The organism is Agrobacterium sp. B1(2019) (assembly GCF_008274755.1).
Taxonomy (GTDB): Bacteria; Pseudomonadota; Alphaproteobacteria; order Rhizobiales; family Rhizobiaceae; genus Agrobacterium; species Agrobacterium salinitolerans.
The window spans coordinates 2,033,779-2,057,239 of record NZ_VTPB01000001.1; the positions used below are offsets into that span (position 1 = coordinate 2,033,779).

24 protein-coding genes are annotated in these 23,461 nt (G+C 60.5%); 14 read left to right on the top strand and 10 right to left on the bottom strand.

Annotation, left to right across the window (positions count from 1 at the left end; all coding sequences use genetic code 11):
- Window positions 1-7 precede the first annotated feature (7 nt).
- Both AGR1_RS10220 and hisS read right to left on the bottom strand, forming a co-directional pair.
- Window positions 8-376: a VOC family protein gene (locus tag AGR1_RS10220; protein WP_080791288.1), complete on the bottom strand. Its 369-nt coding sequence runs from the start codon at window positions 374-376 to the stop codon at window positions 8-10.
- 4 nt (window positions 377-380) lie between these two features.
- A complete protein-coding gene (hisS, locus tag AGR1_RS10225; protein ID WP_149146848.1) occupies window positions 381-1,904 on the bottom strand; it encodes a histidine--tRNA ligase in 1,524 nt (507 codons plus the stop codon).
- A gap of 235 nt (window positions 1,905-2,139) precedes the next feature.
- Between hisS and AGR1_RS10230 the strand changes: the two genes are divergently transcribed.
- The 3 genes from AGR1_RS10230 to AGR1_RS10240 are packed head-to-tail and all read left to right on the top strand — an operon-like array spanning window position 2,140 to window position 3,391.
- Complete coding sequence (locus tag AGR1_RS10230) at window positions 2,140-2,367, top strand: DUF6290 family protein (protein WP_080791290.1); 228 nt, start codon at window positions 2,140-2,142, stop codon at window positions 2,365-2,367.
- A complete protein-coding gene (locus AGR1_RS10235) occupies window positions 2,351-2,620 on the top strand; it encodes a type II toxin-antitoxin system RelE/ParE family toxin (RefSeq protein ID WP_080791291.1) in 270 nt (89 codons plus the stop codon). Before AGR1_RS10230 ends, AGR1_RS10235 begins: the two co-directional genes overlap by 17 nt.
- 6 nt (window positions 2,621-2,626) lie before the next feature.
- Window positions 2,627-3,391: a hypothetical protein gene (locus AGR1_RS10240; protein WP_149146849.1), complete on the top strand. Its 765-nt coding sequence runs from the start codon at window positions 2,627-2,629 to the stop codon at window positions 3,389-3,391.
- A gap of 25 nt (window positions 3,392-3,416) precedes the next feature.
- Here AGR1_RS10240 and AGR1_RS10245 read toward each other — a convergent pair whose 3' ends face one another.
- Window positions 3,417-4,334: a LysR family transcriptional regulator gene (locus tag AGR1_RS10245; protein ID WP_149146850.1), complete on the bottom strand. Its 918-nt coding sequence runs from the start codon at window positions 4,332-4,334 to the stop codon at window positions 3,417-3,419.
- Window positions 4,335-4,416: 82 nt separating this feature from the next.
- On the opposite strand from AGR1_RS10245, the gene AGR1_RS10250 reads away from it, so the two are divergent.
- Complete coding sequence (locus AGR1_RS10250) at window positions 4,417-5,460, top strand: YeiH family protein (protein ID WP_149146851.1); 1,044 nt, start codon at window positions 4,417-4,419, stop codon at window positions 5,458-5,460.
- A 15-nt stretch (window positions 5,461-5,475) separates the two neighbouring features.
- Here AGR1_RS10250 and AGR1_RS10255 read toward each other — a convergent pair whose 3' ends face one another.
- Window positions 5,476-5,919 (bottom strand): hypothetical protein, encoded by a 444-nt coding sequence (locus tag AGR1_RS10255; protein WP_149146852.1) that lies wholly within the window; start codon window positions 5,917-5,919, stop codon window positions 5,476-5,478.
- Window positions 5,916-6,545 carry a DNA-3-methyladenine glycosylase I gene (locus AGR1_RS10260; RefSeq protein ID WP_149146853.1) on the bottom strand — a complete coding sequence of 210 codons (630 nt, stop codon included), beginning with the start codon at window positions 6,543-6,545 and terminating at the stop codon, window positions 5,916-5,918. Before AGR1_RS10260 ends, AGR1_RS10255 begins: the two co-directional genes overlap by 4 nt.
- A gap of 235 nt (window positions 6,546-6,780) precedes the next feature.
- Between AGR1_RS10260 and AGR1_RS10265 the strand changes: the two genes are divergently transcribed.
- Both AGR1_RS10265 and AGR1_RS10270 read left to right on the top strand, forming a co-directional pair.
- Window positions 6,781-7,557 (top strand): L,D-transpeptidase, encoded by a 777-nt coding sequence (locus AGR1_RS10265; RefSeq protein WP_080791296.1) that lies wholly within the window; start codon window positions 6,781-6,783, stop codon window positions 7,555-7,557.
- Between the two features lie 263 nt (window positions 7,558-7,820).
- A complete protein-coding gene (locus AGR1_RS10270; RefSeq protein ID WP_149146854.1) occupies window positions 7,821-8,480 on the top strand; it encodes an outer membrane beta-barrel protein in 660 nt (219 codons plus the stop codon).
- 210 nt (window positions 8,481-8,690) lie between these two features.
- On the opposite strand, the gene glcF is transcribed toward AGR1_RS10270, so the two are convergent.
- The 3 genes from glcF to AGR1_RS10285 all read right to left on the bottom strand — a co-directional run bounded on the left by glcF (window position 8,691) and on the right by AGR1_RS10285 (window position 12,729).
- The gene (gene glcF / locus AGR1_RS10275; RefSeq protein ID WP_149146855.1) at window positions 8,691-9,992 is read right to left on the bottom strand and encodes a glycolate oxidase subunit GlcF; all 1,302 of its coding nucleotides are present in this window, start codon (window positions 9,990-9,992) and stop codon (window positions 8,691-8,693) included.
- Window positions 9,993-9,995: 3 nt separating this feature from the next.
- Window positions 9,996-11,210, bottom strand: coding sequence for a glycolate oxidase subunit GlcE (gene glcE / locus AGR1_RS10280; RefSeq protein WP_149146856.1), 1,215 nt, complete (start codon window positions 11,208-11,210; stop codon window positions 9,996-9,998).
- Between the two features lie 85 nt (window positions 11,211-11,295).
- Window positions 11,296-12,729 carry an FAD-linked oxidase C-terminal domain-containing protein gene (locus AGR1_RS10285; protein WP_149146857.1) on the bottom strand — a complete coding sequence of 478 codons (1,434 nt, stop codon included), beginning with the start codon at window positions 12,727-12,729 and terminating at the stop codon, window positions 11,296-11,298.
- A gap of 110 nt (window positions 12,730-12,839) precedes the next feature.
- Here AGR1_RS10285 and AGR1_RS10290 point away from each other — a divergent pair, with 110 nt between their 5' ends.
- Complete coding sequence (locus AGR1_RS10290; protein WP_077983323.1) at window positions 12,840-13,739, top strand: LysR family transcriptional regulator; 900 nt, start codon at window positions 12,840-12,842, stop codon at window positions 13,737-13,739.
- Between the two features lie 18 nt (window positions 13,740-13,757).
- On the opposite strand, the gene AGR1_RS10295 is transcribed toward AGR1_RS10290, so the two are convergent.
- Window positions 13,758-15,032: a DUF3422 family protein gene (locus AGR1_RS10295; RefSeq protein ID WP_149146858.1), complete on the bottom strand. Its 1,275-nt coding sequence runs from the start codon at window positions 15,030-15,032 to the stop codon at window positions 13,758-13,760.
- Window positions 15,033-15,329: 297 nt separating this feature from the next.
- Here AGR1_RS10295 and AGR1_RS10300 point away from each other — a divergent pair, with 297 nt between their 5' ends.
- From AGR1_RS10300 to AGR1_RS10330, 7 genes are all read left to right on the top strand, one after another.
- Window positions 15,330-16,103 (top strand): FadR/GntR family transcriptional regulator, encoded by a 774-nt coding sequence (locus tag AGR1_RS10300; RefSeq protein ID WP_080791302.1) that lies wholly within the window; start codon window positions 15,330-15,332, stop codon window positions 16,101-16,103.
- 100 nt (window positions 16,104-16,203) lie between these two features.
- Entirely contained in the window at window positions 16,204-17,550 is a 1,347-nt protein-coding gene (locus tag AGR1_RS10305) for a glycosyltransferase family 1 protein (protein WP_187772107.1), read from the top strand.
- Window positions 17,547-18,317, top strand: coding sequence for an HAD family hydrolase (locus tag AGR1_RS10310; protein ID WP_080791304.1), 771 nt, complete (start codon window positions 17,547-17,549; stop codon window positions 18,315-18,317). The genes AGR1_RS10305 and AGR1_RS10310 overlap by 4 nt, the downstream gene beginning before the upstream one ends.
- Before the next feature lie 275 nt (window positions 18,318-18,592).
- Window positions 18,593-19,033, top strand: coding sequence for an NUDIX hydrolase (locus AGR1_RS10315; protein ID WP_162927421.1), 441 nt, complete (start codon window positions 18,593-18,595; stop codon window positions 19,031-19,033).
- 162 nt (window positions 19,034-19,195) lie between these two features.
- Window positions 19,196-20,701 (top strand): inorganic phosphate transporter, encoded by a 1,506-nt coding sequence (locus AGR1_RS10320; RefSeq protein ID WP_149146860.1) that lies wholly within the window; start codon window positions 19,196-19,198, stop codon window positions 20,699-20,701.
- A 17-nt stretch (window positions 20,702-20,718) separates the two neighbouring features.
- Entirely contained in the window at window positions 20,719-21,456 is a 738-nt protein-coding gene (locus AGR1_RS10325; protein ID WP_162927422.1) for a 16S rRNA (uracil(1498)-N(3))-methyltransferase, read from the top strand.
- Window positions 21,457-21,574: 118 nt separating this feature from the next.
- Window positions 21,575-22,948, top strand: coding sequence for a glutamate--cysteine ligase (locus tag AGR1_RS10330; RefSeq protein WP_149146861.1), 1,374 nt, complete (start codon window positions 21,575-21,577; stop codon window positions 22,946-22,948).
- 159 nt (window positions 22,949-23,107) lie between these two features.
- On the opposite strand, the gene AGR1_RS10335 is transcribed toward AGR1_RS10330, so the two are convergent.
- Window positions 23,108-23,401 carry a DUF1127 domain-containing protein gene (locus AGR1_RS10335; protein WP_077983333.1) on the bottom strand — a complete coding sequence of 98 codons (294 nt, stop codon included), beginning with the start codon at window positions 23,399-23,401 and terminating at the stop codon, window positions 23,108-23,110.
- Between the last annotated feature and the right edge of the window lie 60 nt (window positions 23,402-23,461).

A 23,461-nucleotide genomic window follows, 5' to 3' on the forward strand; every position in this document is an offset into this window, starting at 1 on the left:
CTTTTCGTCACGGTTCGAGCGGTTGCATCATTTCGATGCGGTTTCCGAAGGGATCATGGACATAAAACCGGTGATACCCTTCCAGCGGCTCATCCTCAACCACATGGCAGCCTGCTGTTTCAAGTGTTTTTCGCAAGGTTGCCATATCATCGACCAGAAAGGCCGGATGGGCTTTGCGCGCCGGGCGGAAATCCTGCTCGACGCCGAGATGCAGTTTTATCGGGCCGCAAGTGAACCAGCAGCCGCCGCGCGCGGCCAGATTGGCAGGTTTTGCCTGCTCCGCAAAGCCGAGCAGGCCGCCATAGAAAGCGCGCGCCTCATCTTCGCGGCCCGCCGGCATCGCCAGTTGAACATGGTCGAGCGCGAGGATCGCCATGGCTTCAGCGCCCTTCGGCGGCGCGGCGAACGTCCTCTGCCTGATGCTCCAGAATCTCGCGGACCTTCGCCACCAGCTCGGCCTCCGGCACGCTGACCTGCGCCACACGCGCCTCGCGCCAGCTGGCATTATCCTCGATTTCGCCGGAAAGGCGCTTGCCTTCGATCAGATCCTTGATCTGCACCACGCCCTCGGCGCGCTCGTCACCGCCCTGGATGATGGCGATGGGGGAGCCGAGACGGTCGGCATATTTCAGCTGGTTGCCGAATTTCTTCCAGTTGCCCTGATACATTTCAGCGCGGATGCCTTCGGCCCGCAGCGCCTGGGTGAAGCGCTGGTAACGGCTCATGCTTTCCACATCGCCATCCATGACGGTGACGAGAACAGGGGCGAGCGGCTTCACCTTGCCGAGCTTGCCGAGGTTCTTCAGCGCCGTCATCAGGCGCGAAACGCCGATGGAGAAGCCCGTGGCCGGGACCGGCTGGCCCATGAAGCGCGAAACGAGGCCGTCATAACGCCCGCCGCCACCGACGGAGCCGAATACGACTTTTTCGCCCTTTTCGTTGGTGACATCGAAGGTCAGCTCGGCCTCATAGACCGGGCCGGTGTAATATTCGAGGCCGCGAACGACCGAGGGATCGATCTTGATGCGATCAGCATCGTAACCGGCACTGGTGACCAGAGCGCCGATGATGTTCAGCTCCTCAACGCCTTCCTCGCCTTTCGAGGTGCCTGCGACCAGCTTGGCCAGATCATCGGCGCTTGCCGCATAATCCTTGATGCTGACGAAAAACAGCACCTTTTCGATCTGCTCCTCGCCAAGACCCGCACCCTTGGTGAAATCGCCGGACTCGTCCTTGCGGCCGGGGCCGAGCAGCAGCTTCACCCCCTCAGGGCCGAACTTGTCGAGCTTGTCGATGGCGCGCAGCACGTTGAGACGGCGGCCGGCATTGTCTTCGCCACCGAGGCCGATGGCTTCCATGACGCCATCAAGCACCTTGCGGTTGTTGACGCGAATGACGTAATCGCCGCGCTTGATGCCGAGCGCTTCCAGCGTATCGGCCATCATCATGCACATTTCGGCATCGGCCTGCACGCCGGCGGCACCCACCGTATCGGCATCGAACTGCATGAACTGCCGGAAGCGGCCGGGGCCGGGCTTTTCATTGCGGAAGACATAACCGGCGCGATAGGTGCGGTATGGCAGCTGGATTTCGTTGAAGTTCTCCGCGACATGACGGGCGAGCGGCGCGGTCAGATCGTAGCGCAGGCTCATCCATTGGTCGTCGTCATCCTGTAGAGAAAACACGCCTTCGTTCGGACGGTCGCTATCGGGCAGGAATTTTCCGAGCGCATCGGTATATTCGAACTGAGGGGTCTCGATCGGATCGAAACCGTAAAGCTCGTAGACCTTGCGGATCTTGTCGATCATCTCATTGGTGGCATGGATATCGGCAGCCGAACGATCCACGAAGCCGCGCGGCAGGCGGGCTTTCAGTTTCTGAGGCTTTTTTGCTTTTTCGCTCATGATGCCGATCCGATATTTTCCTGAAATTATGCCGGTGTTAAAGCGCGCCGCGCTTTAAATTCTGTTTTTACGCATGTCTTTATCCCAAAACCGCTGCGCACTTTTGGGAGACATGCTTTAGAGGATGAAGCCCGGTGCGGCAAGCCGCAAAGGCTTTGGTTCTGCTGGCAGCGCAGGGCAAGCGATGCTATATGGGATGCATGTATCCCATTTTAGTCGGAAAGGACTTAAATCAATGAGCAAACAGACGGCCATTCGCCTGCCGGATGAGACCTATGAGCGGCTGAAGGCGCTTTCCGAGCGCACCGGCCGTACATCCGCCTATTACATCCGCGAGGCGATCGAGAAGCATATCGAGGATATGGAAGACCTCTATCTTGCGGAAGAGGCGATGCGGCGCATCCAGCGCGGTGAATCAAAGGTGATAAGCGCCGAGGAGTTCTGGCGTGATCTGGACAATTGAATATGACACGCTTGTCCAGAAAGAGATGCGCAAGATTCACCCGGAAGTGCGCCGACGCATCCGGAGCTTTCTCCATGAGAGAATAGCGGCGCTAGATGATCCGCGTCAGACCGGCACCACTCTCCAAGGTTCCGAGCTTGGAAATTTCTGGCGTTACCGGGTGGGCGATTACCGCATCATCTGCGATATACAGGATCACAAGCTCGTCGTGCTGGTGGTCGAAATCGGCCATCGCCGTGAAATATACCGTTAGGCATTCATGATCCTCGAAGCCCTGCAATATGCCGCCACACGCGCGGTCACGCCGAAAGAATTCCGGCCGCATATCCGCTATTCCGTAAATCTCTGGGCGCGTGCCAACCGTTGCGCCAAGGCATGGGCGGAGCATGAAAACAACAGCCGGCAATTCGTGCTGCAATCGGCCAGAAAGCTGAAGCAGCGGCGAACGGCGGTCGTGCTGGGCTCGGGCCTGCTGCGCGATGTGCCCCATAATGCGCTGGTGGCGATGTTCGATACGGTCGTGCTGGTCGATCTGGTGCATCTTGCCAGCATACAGGCAAAGCTGCGCCTCAATGCCAAAAAGAATGTCCGCATCGCCAACCGCGATCTTTCGGGCTTTGACGATGTTCTCGCCGGTCGGCCGGCGGAACCGCTCGATTTCCTGCGGCGCGTGCCCTATCTCGATCTCGTCGTATCGGCCAATCTCCTGTCACAGATCGGCACCGGCGCACGCCACCGGCTGGAGCGCGAAAAGATCGCAGATGCCCCGGACGATCTTCTGCCGAAGCTCATTCACACCCATCTGGAAGCGCTGGCCGGCCTGCCCTGCAAGGTCTGTCTGATGACGGATACGGCCTTCGATGTCATTGGCAAGGATGGAAGCGTCCAGCAGCATGAAGACCTGCTGCATGGCATCGAGATTGCCGGGCCTGCTGTGACATGGGACTGGCCGCTAGCCCCCTTCGGGGAGGAAAGCCGGGATTATCGCATCGTGCATCACGTCACCGCGCGGGAAATGACGTGATCGTCGCACGTCGTGCGTCTACGGCCTACAACCCCGCGAGACCGGCCTTGTAGTCCTCCGAAGCCGCACGGCTGAGGCGTTCCAGTTCCATGGCCGCCCGGCTGGTATGGCGTTCCTTATGGCGCAGCAAAGCGAAGTTGCGGGCGGGCAGATCGATACCGGCGCGGACGAGCAACCCTTGCCGCAGGAAGAGGGATGCCACCGAGGCTGAAACGGCCGTGGCCGCACCGCCGGCGCGTGCCGCCATCACCACCGCCTCGTTGGACGGCAGTTCGAGCATGACGGCAAGTTCGCCGGGGTCCACGCCCATTTGCCGTACCGCCGCCTCGAAGGCGGAGCGGGTGCCGGAGCCCTGTTCGCGCAGAACCCAGGAGGTGCCATACAGCATATCGAGCGCGGTGAGGTGGCGGCCATCGGCAAAGGGGTGGGCCGAACCGGTAACGACCAGCAGCTTGTCGGACACGACGGGTTGCACCATCAATGCGGGCTCATCGATCCTGCCTTCGATGAAACCGACCTCCGCCAGACCTTCCAGCACCGCCTCCGTCACCGTCTTGGTATTGCCGATATCAAGCCGCACGGTCACGCCGGGATAGAGTTTCTTGAACTGCATCAGGATTGGCGGCAGCCAGTAGCTGGCAATCGTCTGGCTGGCGCAGACGGTAATTTCGCCGCGCGTCAAGCCGCCCATTTCGGAGAGAATCAATTCCGCATTGCGCACACGCGCCAGCGTCGCCTTTGCTTCGCCCAGAAACGCCCGGCCGCTTTCGGTCAATTCAATGTTGCGGCCGACGCGATGGAACAGCTCGACATTATAAAAGGCCTCGAGATTTTTGATGGCCGAGCTGACGGCGGAGGCGGTCAAACCGATAGCTTCGGCCGCCCTCGTGAGGTGCTCGCGTTCGGCAACGGCGATGAAAATACGGAGTTGTTCGAAGGTCATGGACTTTTCATTCGATTTTATCGAATAATATATGCCATACTATTTGATAGAATAAAACAGGCGGCTAAGGCATTGTCTGGCCATGGCACACCATCGCACCCTTACCCACCCTTTTCATTTTTCGCTCCGCTGGATCACCCCGCTCCTGCCGGGCATTCTTCTCTGCGCGGCGGTCAGCTGCGCCGCCATTCTGGCGGAGCGCTTTCAGGTGCGGCTTGCAGGCCACGCATGGCTCGGCGATCTCGTGCTCGCCATCCTGATCGGCACATTGCTGCGTTCGCTGGTGTCGCTGCCCGCCGTCGCCTCGGCCGGCATCAAGTTCAGCGCCAAGACGTTGCTCGAAATCGCGGTGGCGCTTCTCGGCGAGTCCTTGAGCCTTTCCATTCTCAAGGGGGCTGGCGGTTTGCTGATCGGCGGCATTGCGCTGATCGTCGCGCTGTCGCTGATCGTCAGCTATGCCGCCGGGCGGATGCTTGGCCTGCCGCCCAAGCTTGCGACGCTGATCGCCTGCGGCAATTCCATCTGCGGCAACTCCGCAATTGCCGCCGCAGCACCCGCCATTGGCGCCAAGCCGGAGGATGTTGCCGCCTCGATTGCCTTCACGGCCGTTCTCGGCGTCGCCGCCGTGCTGCTGATGCCGTTCCTGCCGCAGCTTCTGGGCCTCGACGCCACCCAATATGGCATTTTCGCCGGGCTTACGGTCTATGCCGTGCCGCAGGTTCTGGCCGCCACTGCCCCGCTCGGCGCAATCGCCGTGCAGACCGGCACTATTGTCAAGCTCATCCGCGTGCTGATGCTGGGACCTGTGATCGCCGCCCTCTCCGTTATCCATGGCCAGTCCGACAAGGGACGCTTGAGATTGCAACAGATGGTTCCGTGGTTCATCGTCGCTTTCGTGCTGATGATCATGGCCCGGTCTTTCGGCCTCATTCCAGAGGCTCTGATCGGCCCTGTCGCCTCGCTTTCCAATATCCTCACCATCATGTCGATGGCAGCGCTGGGTCTTTCGGTCGATATTCGCAGCCTTCGCCATGCCGGCGGTAAGGTCATCGTCGCCGCCAGCCTGTCGCTCGTGCTGCTGGGTGTTCTAAGTTTCGGCCTGATCGTGCTGACCCAGGCGGCCTGAGCAAAAGGCGTGGCGTTATTTTCCGGTGCTGACAGTCAGCGTGTAATGCGCGCCGAGACCGCGGCGTGGCGATCCCAGGATGAGCGTCGGGCGGATCAGCCACTCCGTATCCGCCTTCGGCGTCAGCGTTGCGACCTTGCCTTCGGAATCGCTGAAGAAGATCGCATCCTCATCCGGCGTCGAAAAATCGAAGACCGCCATCAGCACGAATTCGCTGGAGGCGGCAAGCTCGATCTTCACCGTCTGCCCGGCCTTCACCTTCAGGCGATAGACATCGCCGCGCCCGCGCCGCGTCCAGCCGTCAAGCTTCAGCGGCCCGGCCGGCGGCAGCGCCACTTCCTTCAGCCTTTCGCCGTCATCGAGCCATATGCCGTCGACATTGCGGCCTTCCGCGAAGGAGGCATGCGGCAGGGCGGCGACGGCCAGGGTGAGAGCCAGAAGAAGGGAGGTTACCTTCATGGACGTACAAACTCCCGCCGCATGGCCTCAATCGGCTGGCGGCAATGGCAGCCTTCGATATGGTCGTTGACCATACCCATGGCCTGCATGAATGCATAGACGGTCGTCGGGCCGACGAAGGTCCAGCCCCGCTTCTTCAAATCCTTGGAAAGGCGGATGGAGGCGGCGCTGGTGGGGTTGGCCCTTAACGTCGCATAGTCCAGCCTTTGCGGCCTTTCTGCGGCGGCCGGTTCGAAACTCCAGAAATAACGGGCGAGCGAACCGAATTCATCGCGCAGCGCCATGGCGCGGCGGGCATTGTTGATGGTCGAAACGATCTTGCCGCGATGGCGGATGATGCCCTTGTCGGCGAGGCAGCGCTCGATATCGGCCTCACCGAATTCCGCCACCTTTTCGAATTCGAAATTGGCGAAAGCGAGACGGAAAGCCTCGCGCTTGCGCAGAACGGTCAGCCAGGAAAGGCCGGACTGGAAACCTTCCAGGCAAATCTTCTCGAAAAGGCGGCGATCGTCGGTGACGGGATAACCCCATTCCTCGTCGTGGTAACGGCTGTAATCCGCAAGCCCCTGCTGCCAGAAACACCGCACCAGGCCATCCGCGCCCGTTTCAAGTCCCGCTTCATTCATTCCGCAATTACCCTTCTCACTCCAGCCCGCGACCGGTTCAGACCGCGCACTTACCACTCATTCACCACGTTTCAAAACCGGGTGCTAACCTTAAATACAGCTTTCCCTAATCAAGCGCTTTTTAATGAACATCCATTTACGATTCGCTGGCGTCGAGATGCGAACCTGTCCGTCAAAGCGGGCGAACAGTCCCGCAAATCCATAGTTGCGACATACCGCAGAGAGAGTCCACCCGATGACGATGAAGTCCGTTTTTCTGGCGCTGAGCCTCGTTTCCACCTTTGCCGTTCCGGCCGCCATGGCCAATGAGCGTTATCGCGAGCGTCCGCCCATTGTCGTCAGCCCCGATCTTTCCGCCCCCTGGGTCACCCAGCTCGGCGGTCGCGGCAATGTCCGCCCCGTGGTTTATCCGCGCGCCCCTGCCGCACGCCAGCCGTTCTTCCAGCGGCGTCAGGCCGCCATGCCGCAGCGCCCCAGCTCCGGCGTCACATCGCAGCGCCCGGCAAGGGTGCAGAATGCCGCAGTACGCCCCAACGCGCCGGTGCGCACCCAGATCGCACCGCAATTCCTGCCGCAGATCGTCACCTATACGACCAGTGAAAAACCCGGGACCATCGTCATCGATACGCCGAACCGTTTCCTTTATCTCGTTCTCGCCGATGGCAAGGCCCGGCGGTACGGCGTCGGTGTCGGCAAGCCCGGTTTCGAATGGGCAGGCACCCACAAGGTGACCCGCAAGGCGGAATGGCCGAGCTGGACCCCGCCGAAGGAAATGATCACCCGCGAGGCGAGGAAGGGACATTACCTGCCGGCCTTCATGGAAGGCGGCCCGGCGAACCCGATGGGCGCGCGCGCCATGTATCTAGGCTCGACGCTTTACCGCATCCACGGCACCAACCAACCCTGGACAATCGGCAGCAACAATTCCTCCGGCTGCATCCGCATGCGCAACGAGGACGTCACCGATCTCTATGAACGCGTGAATGTGGGCACCAAGGTCATAGTGATATGATGGCAACGGCACCGCTAATACGTAGGTTTATATTCGGCGTGGCGGCGCATCGCGCTTGAATTGACGTCCCGCAGCGGTACAATCGTCGCTAGATTGATTGAAGGAGACTTGGCGGGGGACGCCAGGCGCCGGACCTCTCTCACAAAGATGACGGAACGGCCTTGAAACGGGTGGTCAACTGACCGCCCGTTTTTCGTTTCTGTCATTCAAATGTTATCAAAAAACGGTTTGGTGAATTACTGATATCAATCTGGATTCACTTCATGCCGCGCCATACTTCATTTGTTTGCGCCCTGCTCTTCAGCGGCGTTTCCTTCTCTGCCGCAATCGCGGGCGAATTTGAAATTTCCGGTTATGGCGGCTGGCAAAGCGCGCCGCACAGCGATGTGACGGTTTCCGACGGGCCGGATTTCCGGGCCGGATGGGAAGGCAAGTCGTTTTCCAATCCGCCCTATTGGGGCGTGCGCGGCACCTACTGGTTCGATGAGGGCCAGCTCAGGAATTTCGGCATCTCGCTCGATTTCACCCATGACAAGGTCTATGCCGACGACGAGACGCTTGCCCGTTCCGGCTGGTCGCATTTCGAGTTTACCGACGGCCTGAACCTTTTGACGCTGAATGCGCTCTATCGCTTCCCGCTGGAATCCCTGCCGATCACCCCTTATGTGGGCGCCGGCGTCGGCATCAACGTGCCGCATGTGGAAGTGTACCGTCCCTCAGGCAGGACCTTCGAATACCAGTTCGGCGGCGCAACCCTGCAGGCGCAGGCCGGCCTCAGCTACCGCATCACCGACAACTGGTCGACCTTCGTGGAATATAAGGGCACCTATTCCTTCGTCGACGTCGATATTGACAATGGCGGCTCGTTGAAGACCGATATCATCACCAATGCGGTGAATTTCGGCGTGGCATATAAATTCTAGCTCTCTTCCCTCATTCCTGTGCTTGTCACAGGAATCCAGCCGACGTGCGTCTGCACGGCGGGGAGAGTCCTTCAAGCCCAAAGACTTGGGTTGCCTGGATCCCTGTGACAAGCACAGGGATGAGGAGAGAACAAAGAAAACCCTCACGACCCAATCTTTGCGGCACACGTTATGGCGCACTGGATCACTGCCTTATCGGCACACGGCGTTCTAAACCAAAAGCCTCGCCGGTTTCGGCCCGCCATAGGCCCAGTCCAGCAGCTCCACGGTATGCAGGACCGGCATGTCCGTGCCGGTTCCGATCTGCGTGATGCAGCCGATATTACCGGTGGCGATGACATCCGCCCGTGTGGCCTCGATGTTCTTCACCTTGCGCGCCTTCAGCTTGCCGGAAATCTCCGGCTGCAGAATGTTGTATGTTCCGGCCGAGCCGCAGCAGAGATGCCCTTCCGCCGGATCGCGCACGGTGAAACCCGCCGCCTTCAGCAATTGTTTTGGGGCGAGCGTTATTTTCTGGCCGTGCTGCATGGAGCAGGCGGAATGATAGGCCACCGTCAGACCCTGATTCTGCTTTTGCGGCAGATCGAGGGTGGCGAGATATTCGGTGATGTCCTTCGCCAAAGCCGAGACCCGCGCGGCTTTTTCGGCATAGGCCGGATCGAGCCGCAGCATATGGCCGTAATCCTTGATGGTGGTGCCGCAGCCGGAAGCGGTGATGATGATGGCGTCAAGACCGGCACTCTCCATCTCACGCGTCCAGGCGTCAACGTTGCGCCTTGCGGAGGTGAGCGCCTCTTCCTCGCGCCCCATATGATGCACCAGCGAACCGCAGCAGCCCTCCCCCTTCGGCACCACGACCTCGATGCCGAGCCGCGCCAGCAGGCGCAACGTCGCCTCGTTGATGCCAGGATCGAGCACCGGCTGGGCGCAGCCGGTGAGGATCGCGACGCGTCCACGTTTCTCGCCTTCGGCCGGCCGCTCTCCCGGACGGGTCGATGCGGAGGCCGCAGGCACGGCGACGGGGGCGAGAGCGAGCATGGATTGCAGCGGATTCAGCGCCGGAACTTTGGCTAGCAGACCGGAGAAAGGCCGCGCCAGCCGGGCCAGATGCAGGGCGAGCCGGAAACGGGCGGGATGGGGCAGGACAGCAACCAGAAGATTGCGGATCAGCCTATCCATGAAGGGGCGCTTGTATGTCTGTTCGATATGGGCGCGGGCATGATCGACCAGATGCATGTAATCCACGCCGGAGGGACAGGTAGTGATGCAGGCAAGGCAGGAAAGACAGCGGTCGATATGGGTGACGACCTCGCGGTCGGCCGGGCGGCTGTTTTCCAGCATATCCTTGATGAGGTAGATGCGGCCGCGCGGGCTGTCCAGCTCGTTGCCGAGCGTGACATAGGTGGGACAGGTGGCGGTGCAGAAGCCGCAATGCACGCATTTGCGCAGGATTTTTTCGGATTCCGCCACATGCGGATCGGCCAGTTGTTCGGGCGTGAAGGATGTTTGCATGGTTCAGACGGCCCTTTCCATCTTTACGGCCATCTTGCCGGGATTGAAGATGCCCTCCGGATCGAGCTTCTCCCTGATACGCGCAGAAAGCAGCGCTTCCGCCGCCGGGCGCGGTTCGAAGGCAGCGACCGTGGCGCGCGCCGCATCGCTTGCCCTCACCAGCGTGGCATGGCCGCCGCCGAGCGCACGGATCGCGCCCCGCAGCAAATCCGCCTCGGGGTCCGCCTCCATCTGCATCCAGACAAGGCCGCCCTGCCAGTCGTAAAAGGCGTCGATGCCCGCCTCCATGCGCAGCGCCGCGACAAGCTGATGACCCACCGAAGGCGCGACCGAGACTTTCCACAAGGGCTTCGCTGCCTGTCCGGCATAGGGCGCGACATCGCGCACCTGACACCACAAAATCCTGCTCTCCTCGGCCTCCAGCAGCGCCCACGGCCCGACCCGGTCCATGACGGAAAGGAGTTTGGCCGTGCGCGCCTCCACCGAGGCGGAAAGCCCTTCCAGCCGCAGGATGGTCGCCGGGCCATCCGGCAATCCGCCATCGATGAAACGGGAACGCACGCTTTCCGGCAGATGCGCCGCACCGGAAACCTCGACGCTCATCGCCATCGCCGCCGCCATGATGCGTGTCGCCGCCTCGTCATCCAGCCCGGATACAACGACCGTTTTTTCCACCGGCGGTTTCGGCAGCACGCGGAATGTGACTTCGGTGAGGAAACCGAGCGTGCCGAAAGACCCGGCCAGGAACTTCGACAGATCGAGCCCGGTGACATTCTTCATCACCCGGCCGCCGGCCTTGATGATCTCACCACTGCCATTGACGAAACGGATACCCAGCAGGCTGTCGCGGGCCGCACCGGCCACATAACGGCGCGGGCCGGAAACATTGGCGGCGAAGACGCCACCAATGGTCGGTTCACCTTCGGTGCCCATGATCGGGCGGTGATCCATCGGCTCGAAGGCCATCATCTGGCGGTTTTCAGTGAGAGCCGCGTCGACGGTGGCGAGCGGGGTGCCGGCCCTGACGGTCATGACCATTTCGGCGGGCAGATAGGAGACGATGCCGTTCATCGCGCGGGAAGAGAGTGCTTCATCTGCTGCGACAGAATTGCCGAAACCGGAGCGGGTGTTGCCGCCGATGATTTTCAGCGGGCTTTTACGCGCGGCGTGGTCGCGGATAATGTCGGCGACCTGGGTTTCTGCATAGGGGGTCAGCATGGGGCGGCGGGCTCCGGGCATGGGATAGCGAGGTTTGCGCGAGGGGGATAAGCCGCCCCCACAGAGATCATAAAGTTCACACCCATCATCCCCTCCCCTCCAGCGGAAACACCTTGGAAGGGTTCATCAGCCAGCCCTCATCGAAAGCCGCGCGCACCGCCATCTGCTGGGCAAGATCGGCCTCGCCATACTGGTGGCGCATCAAATCCCGTTTTTCGATGCCCACACCATGTTCCCCGGTCAGACAGCCGCCGGCATCGACGCAGAGCTTCAATATTTCATTGCCTGCCTCTTCGGCGCGGGCCGCATCCCCCGGATCGTTGGCGTTGAACAGGATGAGCGGGTGCATGTTGCCATCGCCGGCATGGAAGACGTTGGCGACGCGCAGGCCGAGGCGGTCGGTGATTTCGCTGGTCTTTTTCAACACATAGGAAAGCTGCGAGAGCGGCACCGTTCCATCCATGCAGATATAATCCGCGATGCGACCCGTCGCTCCGAAGGCGGATTTTCGGCCTTTCCAGATTGCCGCAGCTTCCATGGCCGACTGGCATTCCTTCACGGTCTTCACGCCATGTTTTCGGGCAATCGCCACGATGTCGGCCAGCATGGCGTCCATTTCCGCCTCGGAGCCTTCGACCTCGACGATCAGCAGCGCGCCGACATCCAGCGGATAGCCCGCTTTGGCGAAGGCCTCGCAAATTTCGATGGCCGGCTTGTCCATGAATTCGATAGCGACCGGGATGATGCCCGCGCCGATAATATCGGCCACGCAGGAACCGGCCTCCTCGGACGTCTCGAAGCCGAACAGCACCGGTCGCGCGCCTTCCGGCCTGGCGATCAGCCGCACTGTCGCTTCCGTGACGATACCGAGCTGGCCTTCCGAGCCGCAGACGAGGGCGAGCAGATCGTAGCCGGCCGCATCGAGGTGCTTGCCGCCCAGTTCAAGCACTGTGCCATCGACAAGCACCATTTTCACGCCAAGCAGATTATTGGTGGTGACGCCGTATTTCAGGCAATGGGCGCCGCCGGAATTCATGCCGATATTGCCGCCGATGGTGCAGGCAAGCTGGGAACTGGGGTCCGGCGCATAAAAGAAACCTTCAGCACCTGCCGCATCGGAAATGGAAAGATTGGTGACGCCCGCCTGCACCCGCGCCGTGCGATTGTAAAAATCCAGTTCGAGGATCGAAGCCATTTTCGAAAGGCCGATCACCACCGCATCCTCCTGCGGGATCGCGCCGCCGGAGAGCGAGGTGCCAGCCCCGCGCGGCACGACGGGAATGCCGTAGCGGTGGCAATATGTCATCACCGCCGCCACCTCTTCCGTCGTTTTCGGTAACGCCACGGCCAGCGGCAGGCGGCGATAGGAGACGAAGGCATCGGTTTCGAAAGGCACGAGTTCGCGCGGTTCGTGCACAAGGCAGTCCGCCGGCAGAATATCCTTGAGGTCCGCTATGATGCGGTCGCGGCCTGCGACGACTTTCGCGCGCGGCTCCAGAAACTTGATCGGCTGCGTCACCGTCCCTCCTCCATGCCATCTTACCAACTGGTATTCTTTCTTTACCACTTTGAAACGACGCAATCAAATGTTATGGATTTTTTCCATTCTGGAAACAATCGAGGGCAACTATGACGAATCTGGGCGATCTGGAAGTCTTCGCAAGCGTTGCCGCCTCCGGCAGCATGTCGTTGGCCGCAAGGGAGCTCGGTTATTCGCCCGCCGTCATTTCCAAGCGCATCAAACGGCTGGAAGAAAAGCTCGGCGCGCGACTTTTCCAGCGCACCACACGGCAAATCTCTTTGACCGAAGCGGGACAGGGCTTTTACGAGCGGGTGCTCGCCGTGCTGGAAGGGCTGGAGGAGGCCGAGGATTTCGTGTCCGGCCGCGCCAATACAGTCAACGGCACACTAAAGGTTTCCGCGCCGACCTCCTTCGGGCGCATGCATATCGCGCCGCATCTGAAGGGTTTCATGGAGCGGCATCCGGATCTTTCGGTCAATCTGGTGCTGAGCGACGAATTCATCGACATCATCGAGGGTGGTTACGATCTGGCGATCCGTATCGCCGATCTCAATTCCTCCAGCCTCGTGGCCCGCAGGCTGGCCCCGGTGCGTCGCATGCTTTGCGCTTCAGCGGACTATGTGGCCGCCCACGGTATGCCGACAACAATCGAGGACTTGAAGAAGCACCGCTGCCTGCCGGCCCATAATAACGATGTCTGGCGACTGGAGGGGCCGAGCGGTGCGATGAGCATTCGCCCGGAGGGGATGCTCATCACCAATTCCAGCGAGGTGATCCGCGAGGCGGTGATATCAGGGCTCGGCATTGCGCTGCGCTCCACCTGGGATATCGGCCATGAATTGCGCAGCGGCAAGCTGGTGCAGGTTCTGCCGGGTTACGAGGGGTCGCGAAACGTCACGCTCTCGGCGGTTTATCCGAGCCGGCAATTCCTGCCTGCGAAAGTGCGGCTGTTCATCGATTATCTCGCCGGGCTTTATGGGCCTTCACCCTATTGGGAGCAGGGTTGAGGGAAATGGGATTACCCCTTAATGCCCGGCCTCGGCATGGGAGCGGCGGATGCGGCGCACCACCCACCAGACGCCGAGAACCGCGAAGGGAACGGAGATGCCGGTGACCACGGCAGGGTCGAGCGGCAGCACATCATGGCTGATCGCCTTGGTGAGATAACCGATGAGGCCGACGACATAATAGGAAATGGCGGCGACGGAGAGGCCTTCCACCGTCTGCTGCAGGCGAAGCTGCATGGCGGCGCGCTTGTTCATGGTGTTCAAGAGCACCGTATTCTGCCGTTCCAGTTCCACGTCGATCCAGCTTCGAACCAACGCCGTGGCGCGATAGAGCTTGCGCGACAGGTTGGCCTGCCGCTCTTCCACCGACTGGCAGGTGCGCATGGCCGGCGCCATACGCCGTTCCAGAAAGCTGCCCATGGTCTCATGGCCCTGCACCGGGGTTTCCGCAAGCGCCCGGATGCGTTCGCGCACGATGCCGTCATAGGCGCGGCTGGCGCCAAAACGATAGAGGCTGAGCGCGGCATTGGCTTCCAGCTCCGCGGCAAGCCGGGTCATTTCCGCCAAGGGCGCATCGGCCTCGTCGCGCGCACCGTTTTTCATGCGCTGGGTGATACCCGTCAAACCGTCCTCGATGCGGCGGATTTCCGGCGACAGCGTCTGCGCCATAGGAAGGCCGAGCATGGCAAGGGTGCGATAGGTCTCGATATCCAGCAGCCGCTGCACCAGCGCACCGCGGCTGTAATCGCTGAGGCCCCGGTCGATCACCAATATCTGCGTCAGCCCGTCGCGATCCTGCCGGAAATCGGTGAGGATCGCCGCCTGACCGTCACGCACGTCACTGTGACAGAGGCTGGTCGGCTCGAAAATCGTCTCCGCCTGAGACGCCACGCCATTTTCCGGGCGGATTTCCAGCCGCACGCCCGAGATCAGCGAGCCGGGCGGCGAAAAGCCGTCGCCGAAAGGATCGCCGGCAATCTCGCCGCCGAATTTTTCCGGCGCAGGGCCATCCCAGAACCAGGTCGAGAATTCCGTGTGCCGCTCCCAGCGCAAGGTCCCCTGCCCCCAGGGCATGGCATGGTGACGGGCATCGCGCTCCGGCGGCGCAACACCGCGGCTGCGCGACATTTCCGCGATGACCGAGTGATGCACGGCCGAACCGCCATCCATCATGAAGGCGAGCTGGACGATGATGCGCGAGGGCGCGAGAAGCACCGTCGGCCGCGCATGCACCTCCCCGAGCGCCAGCGACCTTTCCGGCGCGCTTGCGAAAGCAAATCTACCCTTGGCCATTGCGATTTCGTCCCCGCTTCGTATCCCGGATTTCTAAAACATCGATCGCAATGAAAACATCGCAATCGAAGCCGATGTAATTGTTTTGATCCATCTGACGACAAAAAACCGCCATCGTCACCCTGCCCCAAGCCTGCTTTAACAAAAGCCAGTTTGGAAAGGCAGATGCCGAGTTGCCGCAGGTACACAAGACGCCACTCGCGCGGAACTGGATAGAATATTTGACCAGTGCGATGCTTCGCTGATAATTTGCCCCCGATCGAAATACGGGGCGGGATTTCGCCGGAGACTTCTGCGATGGACGAAATGCTTTTTGCGCGCATCGAGCACAGCCGCACATCGCAGGAGGTGATCTTGCGTTTCGAGGAACTGATCCTCGATGGCATATTGCGGGACGGCGACAGGCTGCCCGGCGAGCGCGAACTGGCGCAACGCCTCGATGTCTCGCGGCCCATCCTGCGGGAAGCGCTGAAGGAGCTTGAGACCCGCGGCCTCCTTACCAGCCGGCATGGCGGCGGCACCTATGTCGCCGATATTGTCGGCCCGGTCTTTTCCGATCCCTTGAGCGCGCTGATCACCCGCCACAGCCGGGCGACGCGGGATTTCCTCGAATATCGCCGCTATATCGAAGGCATGACCGCCGAACTTGCCGCACAGAGAGCGACGGAACCGGACAGGCGCAACCTCGCCGCCATCGTAGACAGAATGCGGGAGGCGCATGAGGCGGGCCGTTTCGAAGAGGAGCTTGCGGGCGATGTGGAGTTTCACAACGCCATCGGCGAGGCGGCGCACAATATCGTGCTGATGCACACGTTGCGGTCCTGCTATCGGCTTCTGAGCGACGACATCTTCTACAATCGCCATCTCATCTTCACTGTCGCGGGCGCCCATGACGAGGTGCTGAGGCAACATATCGCAATTCACGATGCGATCGCCGCCGGCGACCCGGCAGCGGCAAGGGCGGCGGCGGAGATCCATATCGACTTCATCGTGGAGACGACATCCAGGGCCCACCAGGCGCGGGAATGGGACCGAATTTCGCGTCTGAGGCAGCAGCAGCGCAGCGGTTGAAAACACTATCCGGCAAAATACGGCATCTTTTTTCAGTTTTTGATGGAACCTTTTGTGCCCTTCGGTCTTTTTATCGGGTTAATTGGAAAAATTTACCAAGATGGGACCCATGACGACCACGAGCGAAACTGAACGCTATCCGCGGATAGCTCTCATATCGACGCATGGCTATGTCGCCGCGCACCCGCCACTCGGCGCGGCGGACACCGGGGGGCAGGTGGTTTATGTGCTTGAGCTTGCACGCAAACTCGGACAGCTCGGTTATACTGTCGATCTTTATACCCGCCGTTTTGAAGACCAGCCGGAATTTGATGAGGTTGACGAGCGCGTCCGCGTGGTGCGCATTCCCTGCGGCGGCCGCGATTTCATTCCCAAGGAATACCTGCACCGCCACCTGATGGAGTGGTGCGAAAATGCGTTGCGTTTCATCAAGAAAAACGACCTGAATTATTCTTTCATCAACAGCCATTACTGGGATGCCGGCGTGGCGGGGCAGCGGCTCTCCGAAGCGCTGAAAATCCCGCATCTGCACACGCCGCATTCGCTCGGCATCTGGAAAAAACGCCAGATGGAGACCGACTATCCGGAAAAGGCCGATACGTTCGAACTCGAATTCAACTTCAAGGAACGTATCCAGCACGAGCTGATCATCTATCGCAGCTGCGACATGGTAATCGCCACGACGCCGGTGCAACTCGATGTTCTGATCGAGGATTATGGCCTGAAGCGCAAGCACATCCACATGATCCCGCCGGGTTATGACGACAACCGTTTCTTCCCGGTTTCCGATGCGACGCGGCAGATGATCCGCCAGCGTTTCGGTTTCGAGGGCAAGACGGTGCTGGCGCTCGGACGTCTCGCCACCAACAAGGGTTACGACCTGCTGATCGACGGTTTCTCCGTTCTTTCCGAGCGAGAACCGGAAGCCCGGCTGCATCTGGCGGTCGGCGGCGAGAATATGGACGAGCAGGAAACCACGATCCTCAACCAGCTGAAGGAGCGGGTGAAAGCGCTCGGTCTCGAAGACAAGGTGGCCTTTTCCGGATACGTCACGGATGAGGACCTGCCGGATATTTATCGCGCCGCCGATCTCTTCGTGCTCTCAAGCCGTTATGAACCCTTTGGCATGACGGCGATCGAGGCGATGGCGAGCGGTACGCCCACCGTCGTCACCACCCATGGCGGATTGTTCCGGGCCATCAGCTATGGCCGCCATGCGCTGTTTGCCGATCCTTTCGACAAGGAAGACCTTGGCATCACCATGATGAAGCCGTTCAAGCATGAGCGGCTTTACGGGCGGCTTTCCCGCATGGGGGCGCATAAGGCGCGCAGCCTGTTCACATGGACCGGCATCGCCCAGCAGCTTCTCGCCCTTGTGGAAGGCAGGACCATGATGCCGGTTCTGGAAGAAGCCGATTGGGCCGAACCATGGAACGACGGCGATTGAGACCGCTTCGCCTTTTTTCCACCGATCTCGACGGAACCGTCGTCGGCGATAACGACGCCACGCGCCGGTTCCGCGATTTCTGGCATTCGTTGCCGGACGGTCAACGTCCCCTTCTGGTTTTCAACAGCGGCAGGCTGATCGACGACCAGCTTGCGCTGCTCGAAGAGGTGCCGCTGCCCCAGCCCGACTATATCATCGGCGGGGTCGGCACCATGCTGCACGCGAAAGAGCGTGGCGAACTCGAAAGCGCCTATAAAACCTCTCTCGGCACGGGTTTCGATCCCCAGAGGATCATCGACGTGATGGCCGGCGTGCCGGGCGTGACGATGCAGGAGGAGCGCTATCAGCACGGCCTGAAATCCAGCTGGTTCCTGCATGGCGCTGATGATGCGGCGCTTGGCGAGATCGAAGCAGCGCTTGTGGCGGCCGATATCGATGCCCGCATCGTCTATTCCAGCGACCGCGATCTGGACATATTGCCGAAGGCCGCTGACAAGGGTGCGGCGCTTGCATGGTTATGTGGACAATTGCGCATCGGCCTCGACGAATCAGCGGTCGCGGGCGATACTGGCAATGATCGGGCGATGTTCGAACTGAATGAAATTCGCGGCGTGATCGTGGGCAATGCATTGCCGGAGCTTGTCTCACTGGCGGGCCGCGGCAATCGCTTCTTCCAGGCCCGTGCGACGGAGGCCGACGGCGTGATCGAAGGTCTACGACATTGGGGATTAAATCCCGACAGGCGCAATATCGGCAATTATTCATAGCGGTTTTGCGTTTCAGGACCTGAAAGCAGACAAAAACGCGATTGCCGCAATCGGCTGTTTGCCCGGGAAGCTGCCCGGTCGAAGCCCTGTTCGCACATCTTCCGTATTTTTTCCGGGCCTGCAGGCTTCATCAGCATGAAGACAGTAGTGGGTTATGGGTGATGAGGGATTGGCGGAATTTACGGAGTATCTATATTAGCAATTATCATTAACGGGCAAAGAAGGACCTATTCGGATTGAAGATTTTGAATCGATTGGCGACAGATGTTGGGTTGATGTTGCGCAGACCGCCGCGACAGCAATATGCGGCGCTGTGCTATCGATTGTCCAAGAAGAATCCGGAGCCGGAAGTATTGCTGCTGACCAGCAGGGATACGGGCCGATGGGTCATTCCCAAGGGCTGGCCTATGGCCAACAAGAAAGCCCATGCCGTGGCCGAGCAGGAAGCCTATGAGGAAGCCGGCGTCAAAGGCACGGTGGAAAAGGCGCCCTTCGGTTATTACGACTACGAGAAAAAGCTGAACAGCGGCGTCAACGTGCCGTGCAGGGTTCAGGTGCATCTGCTCGAAGTTTCGGAAATGCAGGAAAGCTTTCCCGAGAAGGAATCGAGGCGGCTGGAATGGGTCAGCCCGCAGGAGGCGGGAAAACGTGTCAACGAGCCGGAACTGAAAGCACTGATGCTCGCTTTCGACAAGCGGATGGCGCATTCGAAATAGTGCGACCGCCCTTGACATGGCAATGAGCAGTTTGTTTTTCCAACCTGGCTTTTATCGTCTTTCCTTTTGGAAAGATGTGCGAGATGTAACAGTCTTTCTGTAAAATTGCCTTCAACCTGCGACGCTGCCGGACGAAAGGGAATGCTGGCAAACGAGGTGTGAATGGCAATCAAGCCGTCATTGAACATGAAACAAACGCTCGATAAGGATCTCGACAAGATTACCCGTGTCGAGGAAGCGACGCTGCATGTCACGCAGCAGCTTGCCGGCCTTGGCGCGGGGTTCATGTTCGTTGTTCTGGCGGCCATCTTCGCCGGCGTCTTCGTCACCGGCACCGCGGGTTCGGTCATTATTATCGCCGCCGTCGCCATCGGCGCCTATATGGCGATCAACATCGGTGCGAACGACGTTACGAACAATGTCGGCCCGGCGGTGGGCGCCAAGGCCATGCCGCTTGCCGCCGCCCTCATCATCGCCGCCATCTGCGAGATTGCCGGAGCGCTGATAACCGGCGGCAACGTCGTCGAGACCATTTCCAGCGGCATCATCAACATCGGCACCATTCCCGACAGGACCGCCTTTTCATGGGCTATGCTCTCGGCGCTTCTCGCCGCCGGCCTTCTCGTCAATGTCTCGACATGGACAAAGGCGCCGATTTCCACCACCCATACGGTGGTGGGCGGGGTTGCGGGCGCTGGAATGGCGGCCTATGGAGCGAAGGCGGTCGACTGGCTTTCGCTCGGCAGCATCGCCTTCGCATGGGTACTGGCACCCTTCATCAGCGCCATCATCGCCGTCGCCATCCTTGCTTTCATCAAGGAATTCATCATTTACCGCGAGGACAAGCTCGCCGCCGCCAGGCTGTGGGTTCCGGTTCTCATTGGTTTGATGGCGGGCGTCTTCATGGCCTACCTCATCTGGGTCGGATTGCGGCAGTTGATGCATGTGTCGCTTGGCCATGCAAGCCTCATTGGGCTTGTGACCGGGCTCGTGGTCTGGCGGCTCTGCGTGCCGATCATCCGAAAACAATCGGAGGGATTGGAAAACCGCAACCAGTCGCTTCGGACGCTGTTCCAGTGGCCGCTGGTTCTCGCCGCCGGCCTGATGTCCTTCGCTCATGGGGCGAATGACGTTTCGAACGCCATCGGTCCGGTCGTGGCCATCGTGCGGGCCCTGCATGACGAGGCGGTGCAGACATCCGCCCGTGCGCCGCTATGGGTCATGCTGGTCGGCGCCTTCGGGCTTTCCTGCGGCATTCTTCTTTATGGCCCGCGCCTCATCCGCCTCGTCGGCGAGCAGATCACCAAGCTCAATCCGATGCGCGCCTTCTGCGTTTCCGTGGCCACGGCGCTCACCGTGCTCATTGCCTCGCGCTTCGGTCTGCCGGTCAGCACCACCCACACGGCAATCGGCGCGGTGTTCGGCGTTGGTTTCTTTCGCGAATGGTACACGCAATCGTCGCGGCGGCGACAGGAGCTTGTTCAGGCTGGTGACGGTAGGCCCCGCCGATCCGAAAGATATGCCGACAATCCTTCCGAGATACGCCGCCGTTATCTCGTCCGCCGCTCCCACTTCATGACGATCATCGCCGCCTGGCTGGTCACCGTTCCTTCCAGTGCAACGCTTGCGGCGCTGCTCTACTGGCTCATGTCCTCTCTCTTTCTCTGAACCTGAAACAGAACCCCATGCGCGCAAATTTCCGGATGCAACGCCTTTATATCGAAGCCAGCCTTGCCGAAGGCGTCGCGCAGGAGGCAACAGCCGAACAATTCAACTATCTCGCCAATGTGCTGCGCATGACCGACGGCGCGGAAATCCTTTTGTTCAACGGTCGCGACGGCGAATGGAAAGCGAAACTTGCGTTTCCGAGCCGCAAGAAGATCGTTCTCGTCCCCATCGAGCAGACACGGCCCCAGCCGAACGCCCCGGACCTGCATTATCTTTTCGCGCCGCTGAAAACCGGGCGCATGGATTATCTGGTGCAGAAGGCGGTGGAGATGGGCGCCGGGCTGTTGCAGCCGGTGATGACGCAGCATGTTCAGGGCAAGATCCACAATACCGAAAAACTGCGCGCCAACGCTATCGAAGCCGCCGAGCAGTGCGGCATACTGTCCCTGCCCGAGGTAGCCGAGCCGGTAAAACTGAAGGACATGCTCGAGACCTGGCCCCACGACCGGCGCATCATCTATTGCGACGAAGGCGATGCGGGGCAAAATCCGCTGCCGATCCTGCAAGCCGTCACGGAGCGCAAACTTGCCCTGCTGGTCGGCCCGGAAGGCGGATTTTCCGAGGAAGAAAGGGAACTTCTGCGCGGCCTTACCTTCGTTACCCCCATTCCGCTCGGGCCGCGTATCCTGAGGGCCGATACGGCCGCCGTCGCCGCACTCGCGGTCATTCAGGCGGCGATCGGCGACTGGAATTGAACGGCCCCGTTGCGCTTCATGCATCTTTAAAAGAAATTCATTTGCCAGCGGATACGATCCGGCCCTATCTGCCAATCATATGCCTCGCCGCAACAGAGACGTCATAACAAGGTAAGCCATGGCACGCGACACGACCGACCAGACCCCCCTCTCCTCCGTCACGGAGCTTACAGATTATCTGGCGGGCGGTTGCAAAGCTGAAGCCGACTTCCGCATCGGCACCGAGCACGAAAAATTCGCGTTTTTCCGAGAGGATAACAGTCCCGTCCCCTATTTTGGCGAGGCCAGCATTTCCGCGCTCTTGAAGGGCATGCAGGAAAAGCTCGGCTGGGAGCCGATCATGGACGGCGGGAACATCATCGGCCTTGGCGAGCAGCACGGCATGGGCGCCATCTCCATCGAGCCGGGCGGCCAGTTCGAACTATCGGGTGCGCCGCTCGAAAACCTGCACCAGACGTGCAAGGAATCCAACCAGCATCTGGCGATGCTGCGCGAAGTAGCCGAGCCGATGGGCATCCGTTTCCTCGGCATCGGCGGCAGCCCGCTGTGGAGCTACGACGAAACGCCGCGTATGCCGAAATCGCGCTACGCGATCATGACGCGCTATATGCCGAAGGTCGGGACCAAGGGTCTCGACATGATGTACCGCACCTGCACCATTCAGGTTAATCTCGACTTCTCCTCCGAAGCGGACATGCGCCGGAAGATGCGCGTTTCCATGAAGCTGCAATCGCTGGCAACCGCGCTTTTCGCCTCGTCGCCCTTTACCGAGGGCAAGCCGAACGGTCTTCTTTCCTGGCGCGGCGATATCTGGCGCGACACCGACAATCGCCGCGCGGGTGTGCTGCCCTTCACCTTCAACGATGATTTCGGCTTCAGGGATTATGTCGAATGGGCGCTTGATGTGCCGATGTATTTCATCGTGCGCGACGGCAAATATCACGATTGCACCCATGTCACCTTCCGGCAGTTCATGAACGGTGCGCTGAAGGGCGAAATCGCCGACTGGCAGCCCACCATGGGCGACTGGACGAACCATCTCTCCACGCTGTTCCCGGATGTGCGCCTGAAGCGTTTCCTCGAAATGCGCGGTGCGGATGGCGGCCCATGGCGGCGCATCTGCGCCCTGCCCGCTTTCTGGGTCGGTCTTCTTTACGATGACGAGGCGTTGACCGCTGCCGATGCGCTGACCGCCGACTGGAGCTTCGATGAGGTGATCGCGCTTCGCAACGCCGTTCCGGCAAAGGGTCTCTCCGCCGAGATCGCCGGCAAGCCGCTTCTCGGCATTGCCCGCGAGGTTGTCGACATTTCCCGCACCGGCCTCAAAAACCGCAAGCGGCTGAATGGCGAAGGTCAGGACGAGACCGTGTTCCTCTCGTCGCTGGACGAGGTGCTGGCCAAGAAGACCACACTCGCGGAAGACCTGCTTGCGCTTTATCACGGCCGCTGGGGCGGCTCGGTGCTGCCTATCTTCGAAGAATATCAATATTGAGGTAATGGTGCTGAAGCTGCACCACAATTAAAAAAGCCCGGCGCGGCCGAGGGGGCCTGACACCGGGCAAAGGCAGGGCTATTGGCAAATCACCCTGCGGGGAAAACCTTGCGGCTGGAAGCCACGTCCGGCAGCTGGAGGTCTGCCGGAGGCGGAATTTCAAAGCGTCTTGAAGCGCGTGACCGCGCGTTTGCGTGCGGCCCGGGTGAGATGTGCCGTCGGATCTTCCAACAGGCCGGTATTGAGAGCATCGCTGACATCCGACCGCGCCAGACCGATATCGGCAAGAAGACGGTCATCAAGTTCCGTGAGACCATTGGCCACGATACGATTGTAGATGCGCTGCACGAAGGTTTTAACGCCGGAAACACCCAGCACAGCGGCGCGACGCCAGGCGTCCCCCGGCCGTGCGGTTACAAGTTCCAGTTCCATTCTCCGTTCTGCCGTGCGCATGATACTTATCCTTTCGTAACGGCACGAGGCGGCACCGCCCCCGACGCACCACGCGCGAGA